This window comes from Ornithinimicrobium kibberense (assembly GCF_006519705.1).
Classification (GTDB): Bacteria; Actinomycetota; Actinomycetes; order Actinomycetales; family Dermatophilaceae; genus Ornithinicoccus; species Ornithinicoccus kibberensis.
On the sequence record NZ_VFXM01000036.1, the window covers coordinates 1 to 876 of the forward strand.

Annotated in this window: 1 protein-coding gene; it reads left to right on the forward strand. The window is 72.6% G+C overall.

Going from position 1 to position 876, the window contains the following annotated elements:
* Positions 1-404 precede the first annotated feature (404 nt).
* Positions 405-698: an SHOCT domain-containing protein gene (locus FJR00_RS15520; protein WP_141339631.1), complete on the forward strand. Its 294-nt coding sequence runs from the start codon at positions 405-407 to the stop codon at positions 696-698.
* The last annotated feature ends 178 nt before the right edge of the window (positions 699-876 follow it).

Below are 876 nucleotides of genomic sequence, written 5' to 3' on the forward strand. Positions count from 1 at the left end.
GTGGACCGCGGCCAGATGATGGGCGGCGCGGTCGGTCCCGAGGACGCCGAGCAGCTCCTGGCCCACCTCGAGGTCGGCCGGGACGGCGGGTCGGGGGCCGGCGGGTCCGGCGAGGGCGGCGCCGGTGGGCTCCCCGGTGGTCCGGACGGTCCGCTCGCCGACCTGCGCGACGTCGACGTCGACCGGCGCCGGGAGCTGACCATGGAGATGGGCATGGGCGGGATGATGGGCGGCGGCGGGGGTGGGGGCCGCGGACCGGGCGGGATGATGGACTTCACCATCGACGGACGCTCGTTCGACCCCGACCGGGNGGGCATGATGGGCACGATCCAGGCCCGGTGACCCCGCCCGGCAAGAGCTGACCCACCGACCGACCGACACCACCACGACCGGAAGGAGAAGGAATGTATGGCAACGGATGGGGGATGGGCATGGGCATGGGTTGGATGTGGGTCGTGTGGCTGCTGATCATCATCGCGACCGTGGCCGTCGTGGCGCTGCTGGTCCGTTCCGGCGGCGACCGGGCCCGCACACGCGGACCGGTCGACCAGCCACCGGCGCACGCGCCCGAGGAGGCGAGCGCCTCCGGCCGTAGGTCCGCGGCGCGCCGGATCCTCGACGAGCGCTACGCCCGCGGCGAGATCGACGAGCAGGACTACCTGGAGCGTCGCCGACGCCTCGACGAGCCGGACGGCTGAGCCCGACCTGCCCTCGCGCCGTGCCCCCCTGACCGCACCACCCCTGACCGATCAGGAAGGAACCGATGATGTCCAGCCCCCACGAGCAGCACGAGCAGCACGACCAGCACGAGTCCTCCCCCCACGAGCAGTCCGAGCAGGACCAGCACCAGCACAAGAAGCACGAGCGGAAGATGTA